Origin of the sequence: Agromyces sp. CCNWLW203 (assembly GCF_036576125.1) — a bacterium.
Classification (GTDB): Bacteria; Actinomycetota; Actinomycetes; order Actinomycetales; family Microbacteriaceae; genus Agromyces.
The window spans coordinates 1-5,644 of the sequence record NZ_JAZHYX010000011.1; the positions used below are offsets into that span (position 1 = coordinate 1).

The following is a 5,644-nucleotide window of genomic DNA, read 5'->3' on the forward strand; positions in this document are numbered from 1 at the left end:
AATGTTTGTCCGGCGGTGTCCTACTCTCCCACAGGGTCCCCCCTGCAGTACCATCGGCGCTGCGAGTCTTAGCTTCCGGGTTCGGAATGTGTCCGGGCGTTTCCCTCGCGCTATGGCCGCCGAAACTCTAGAACCAATCGCACCCGTGTTGGTGGGTGGTTGGTGGTCTCGGTGACCGCACCAACGCACACCGTTTCGGGTGTGGTGGTGCGGGTGTGTTCTCAGTGTTGAGCTTTTGGGTTTCCCGTCTGAAGGGAACCACAGAGTGGACGCGAGCGTATCTTTGGCCACTCACACGGCCTTTTCATGAACATGTTCAAACGTGTGTGAGTGTAGTGATTATCAAGTTATCGGCTTATTAGTACCGGTCAGCTCCGACAGTCGTTAGTCCTGTCTTCCACATCCGGCCTATCAACCCAGTCGTCTGGCTGGGAGCCTCTCACCCCGAAGGGTATGGAAATCTCATCTCGAGGCCGGCTTCCCGCTTAGATGCTTTCAGCGGTTATCCATCCCGAACGTAGCTAACCAGCGGTGCTCCTGGCGGAACAACTGGCACACCAGAGGTTCGTCCAACCCGGTCCTCTCGTACTAGGGTCAGATCCTCTCAAATTTCCTACGCGCGCAGCGGATAGGGACCGAACTGTCTCACGACGTTCTAAACCCAGCTCGCGTACCGCTTTAATGGGCGAACAGCCCAACCCTTGGGACCTACTCCAGCCCCAGGATGCGACGAGCCGACATCGAGGTGCCAAACCATGCCGTCGATATGGACTCTTGGGCAAGATCAGCCTGTTATCCCCGAGGTACCTTTTATCCGTTGAGCGACAGCGCTTCCACAAGCCACTGCCGGATCACTAGTCCCGACTTTCGTCCCTGCTCGACCTGTCAGTCTCACAGTCAAGCTCCCTTGTGCACTTACACTCGCCACCTGATTGCCAACCAGGTTGAGGGAACCTTTGGGCGCCTCCGTTACTTTTTGGGAGGCAACCGCCCCAGTTAAACTACCCACCAGGCACTGTCCCTGAACCGGATCACGGTTCGAAGTTAGATATCCAGAGTGACCAGAGTGGTATTTCAACAATGACTCCACCGACACTAGCGTGCCAGCTTCACAGTCTCCCACCTATCCTACACAAGCCACACCGAACACCAATACCAAGCTGTAGTAAAGGTCACGGGGTCTTTCCGTCCTGCTGCGCGTAACGAGCATCTTTACTCGTAATGCAATTTCGCCGAGTTCGCGGTTGAGACAGCTGGGAAGTCGTTACGCCATTCGTGCAGGTCGGAACTTACCCGACAAGGAATTTCGCTACCTTAGGATGGTTATAGTTACCACCGCCGTTTACTGGGGCTTAAATTCTCAGCTTCGCCTTGCGGCTAACCGGTCCTCTTAACCTTCCAGCACCGGGCAGGCGTCAGTCCGTATACATCGTCTTGCGACTTAGCACGGACCTGTGTTTTTAGTAAACAGTCGCTTCCCACTGGTCTCTGCGGCCCTGCAGCGCTTCCCCAAGCAAGTTGGTTCACGCCTTAGGCCCCCCTTCTCCCGAAGTTACGGGGGCATTTTGCCGAGTTCCTTAACCACGATTCTCTCGATCTCCTTAGTATTCTCTACCTGACCACCTGAGTCGGTTTGGGGTACGGGCGGCTGGAACCTCGCGTCGATGCTTTTCTTGGCAGCATAGGATCACCCACTTTTCATCCGCATCGCGTCTCAGCCATGATGAGCGACGGATTTGCCTATCGCTCGGCCTACACGCTTGCCCCGGGTCAACCATCGCCCGGGTTGGGCTACCTTCCTGCGTCACACCTGTTAATACGCTCACTCCACCAGATGGGGTCGCATGCCGCCACGCGATCGTCCCCGAAGGGATCCACGCGTCTTGGGATGCTTAGCACTCCTGATTTCATGTGGGCGGTTCTTCGCCGGTACGGGAATATCAACCCGTTGTCCATCGACTACGCCTGTCGGCCTCGCCTTAGGTCCCGACTTACCCAGGGCAGATTAGCTTGACCCTGGAACCCTTGGTCTTCCGGAGGACGGGTTTCTCACCCGTCTTTCGCTACTCATGCCTGCATTCTCACTCGTGTGGCCTCCACGGCTGGTTCACACCGCCGCTTCGCTGGCCACACGACGCTCTCCTACCCATCAACACGGCTGGACCACGAAGGCCTACCATTAATGTCAATGCCACAACTTCGGTGGCGTGCTTGAGCCCCGTTACATTGTCGGCGCGGAATCACTTGACCAGTGAGCTATTACGCACTCTTTCAAGGGTGGCTGCTTCTAAGCCAACCTCCTGGTTGTCTGTGCAACTCCACATCCTTTCCCACTTAGCACGCGCTTAGGGACCTTAGTTGGTGGTCTGGGTTGTTTCCCTCTCGACGATGAAGCTTATCCCCCACCGTCTCACTGCTGCGCTCTCACTTACCGGCATTCGGAGTTTGGCTGACGTCAGTAACCTTTTAGGGCCCATCGGCCATCCAGTAGCTCTACCTCCGGCAAGAAACACGCAACGCTGCACCTAAATGCATTTCGGAGAGAACCAGCTATCACGAAGTTTGATTGGCCTTTCACCCCTATCCACAGCTCATCCCCTCCATTTTCAACTGAAGTGGGTTCGGTCCTCCACGACGTCTTACCGTCGCTTCAACCTGGCCATGGATAGATCACTTCGCTTCGGGTCTAGGACATGCGACTGAATCGCCCTATTCAGACTCGCTTTCGCTACGGCTGCCCCTCACGGGTTAACCTCGCCACATATCACTAACTCGCAGGCTCATTCTTCAAAAGGCACGCTGTCACCCCTACAAGGAGGCTCCAACGGTTTGTAAGCAAACGGTTTCAGGTACTATTTCACTCCCCTCCCGGGGTACTTTTCACCTTTCCCTCACGGTACTTGTCCGCTATCGGTCATCTGGGAGTATTTAGGCTTATCAGGTGGTCCTGACAGATTCACGCGGGATTTCTCGGGCCCCGCGCTACTTGGGATACCTCTCCGGGCCGCCAGGCATTTCGACTACGGGACTCACACCCACTCCGGTCCGGCTTTCAATCCGGTTCGTCTATACCTGACGCGTCACCGTGACTGCACGGCAGTACAGTCCGAAAGGTCCCACAACCCCGACCATGCAACCCCTGCCGGGTATCACACATGGCTCGGTTTAGCCTCTTCCGCGTTCGCTCGCCACTACTAACGGAATCACGGTTGTTTTCTCTTCCTGTGGGTACTGAGATGTTTCACTTCCCCACGTTCCCTCTACCCGCCCTATATATTCAGGCGGGAGTCACCAGGTCACCCAAAGGGCCTGGCGGGGTTTCCCCATTCGGAAATCCTCGGATCACAGCTCGTTTATCAGCTCCCCGAGGCTTATCGCAGATTACGACGTCCTTCTTCGGCTCCAGATGCCAAGGCATCCACCGTTTGCTCTTAAAAACTTGAAAATCACATGAGATCGAATCGTGCAACACCACCCGAAGGCGATGCTGCGAAATTGACCAGTGAACACACCAAACAGGACGCCCCGAAAGGCGACCCCTTTGGCGATTCACCTTTTGTGAAACAGGACCGAAGTCCCGTTTCTAAGATGCTCGCGTCCACTATGTAGTTCTCAACAGACGGCCAGAACCCCCACACCCACCGAATCAAAACCATCGGCAATGTGAAGGCCTGCAAGAAACCATCACCCCCACGCCAAAAGCGCGGGAAGTTGTCCGGCCCCTCAGGACCCAACAGCGTGCACGTACCCGACCGGCCGGCCCCCACCGTTCCAACCACCCCCCAAAGGAGACGGCGTACTAGGTCTGAACCATTCAGACGAGCACCTATGTCAATGTTCCACCCATGAGCTGCCAGCGAGCCACAAAGGACCCGATCTGACATGCCTGGACCACCAAAGTGGCCAGTGCTCCTTAGAAAGGAGGTGATCCAGCCGCACCTTCCGGTACGGCTACCTTGTTACGACTTAGTCCTAATCACCGATCCCACCTTCGACGGCTCCCTCCACAAGGGTTAGGCCACCGGCTTCGGGTGTTACCGACTTTCATGACTTGACGGGCGGTGTGTACAAGGCCCGGGAACGTATTCACCGCAGCGTTGCTGATCTGCGATTACTAGCGACTCCGACTTCATGAGGTCGAGTTGCAGACCTCAATCCGAACTGAGACCGGCTTTTTGGGATTCGCTCCGCCTTACGACATCGCAGCCCTTTGTACCGGCCATTGTAGCATGCGTGAAGCCCAAGACATAAGGGGCATGATGATTTGACGTCATCCCCACCTTCCTCCGAGTTGACCCCGGCAGTCTCATATGAGTTCCCACCATTACGTGCTGGCAACATACGACGAGGGTTGCGCTCGTTGCGGGACTTAACCCAACATCTCACGACACGAGCTGACGACAACCATGCACCACCTGTATACGAGTGTCCAAAGAGTTCCACATTTCTGCGGCGTTCTCGTATATGTCAAGCCTTGGTAAGGTTCTTCGCGTTGCATCGAATTAATCCGCATGCTCCGCCGCTTGTGCGGGCCCCCGTCAATTCCTTTGAGTTTTAGCCTTGCGGCCGTACTCCCCAGGCGGGGCGCTTAATGCGTTAGCTACGACACGGAAACCGTGGAATGGTCCCCACATCTAGCGCCCAACGTTTACGGCGTGGACTACCAGGGTATCTAATCCTGTTCGCTCCCCACGCTTTCGCTCCTCAGCGTCAGTTACGGCCCAGAGATCTGCCTTCGCCATCGGTGTTCCTCCTGATATCTGCGCATTCCACCGCTACACCAGGAATTCCAATCTCCCCTACCGCACTCCAGTCTGCCCGTACCCACTGCAGGCCCGAGGTTGAGCCTCGGGATTTCACAGCAGACGTGACAAACCGCCTACGAGCTCTTTACGCCCAATAATTCCGGACAACGCTCGGACCCTACGTATTACCGCGGCTGCTGGCACGTAGTTAGCCGGTCCTTTTTCTGCAAGTACCGTCAAGGAGCAAGCTCCCCTTCTTCCTTACTAAAAGAGGTTTACAACCCGAAGGCCGTCATCCCTCACGCGGCGTTGCTGCATCAGGCTTTCGCCCATTGTGCAATATTCCCCACTGCTGCCTCCCGTAGGAGTCTGGGCCGTGTCTCAGTCCCAGTGTGGCCGGTCACCCTCTCAGGCCGGCTACCCGTCGACGCCTTGGTGAGCCATTACCTCACCAACAAGCTGATAGGCCGCGAGTCCATCCCAGACCGAAAAAACTTTCCACCCAAAACCATGCGGTTCCAGGTCCTATCCGGTATTAGCTCCGATTTCTCGGGGTTATCCCAGAGTCCAGGGCAGGTTACTCACGTGTTACTCACCCGTTCGCCACTAATCCCCAGGTGCAAGCACCCGGTTCATCGTTCGACTTGCATGTGTTAAGCACGCCGCCAGCGTTCGTCCTGAGCCAGGATCAAACTCTCCAAAAAAAATGGTTCCAACACCATCCGAAGACAGCATTGAGAGTTTCAATCACTGACAGAGAAACAACTGACTACTTAGAATCAAATTGTCCATCAATCAAAGGAATCCATACCCACACCAAAAAGATGTGAGCTGGGGTTCAATAAAATTGGCATTGAACATAGTGCACGCTGTTGAGTTCTCAAGGAACGGACGCACCC

Annotated in this window: 3 rRNA genes; all 3 read right to left on the reverse strand. The window is 55.6% G+C overall.

From position 1 onward, the window contains the following. Positions 1 to 7 precede the first annotated feature (7 nt). Positions 8 to 124, reverse strand: a 5S ribosomal RNA gene (rrf, locus tag VPH61_RS18815). Positions 125 to 338: 214 nt separating this feature from the next. Continuing rightward, positions 339 to 3,445: ribosomal RNA gene (locus VPH61_RS18820) — 23S ribosomal RNA — on the reverse strand. Between the two features lie 472 nt (positions 3,446 to 3,917). Further along, a 16S ribosomal RNA gene (locus tag VPH61_RS18825) occupies positions 3,918 to 5,449 on the reverse strand. Together the 16S, 23S and 5S rRNA genes form the textbook arrangement of a ribosomal RNA operon. Positions 5,450 to 5,644 lie beyond the last annotated feature (195 nt).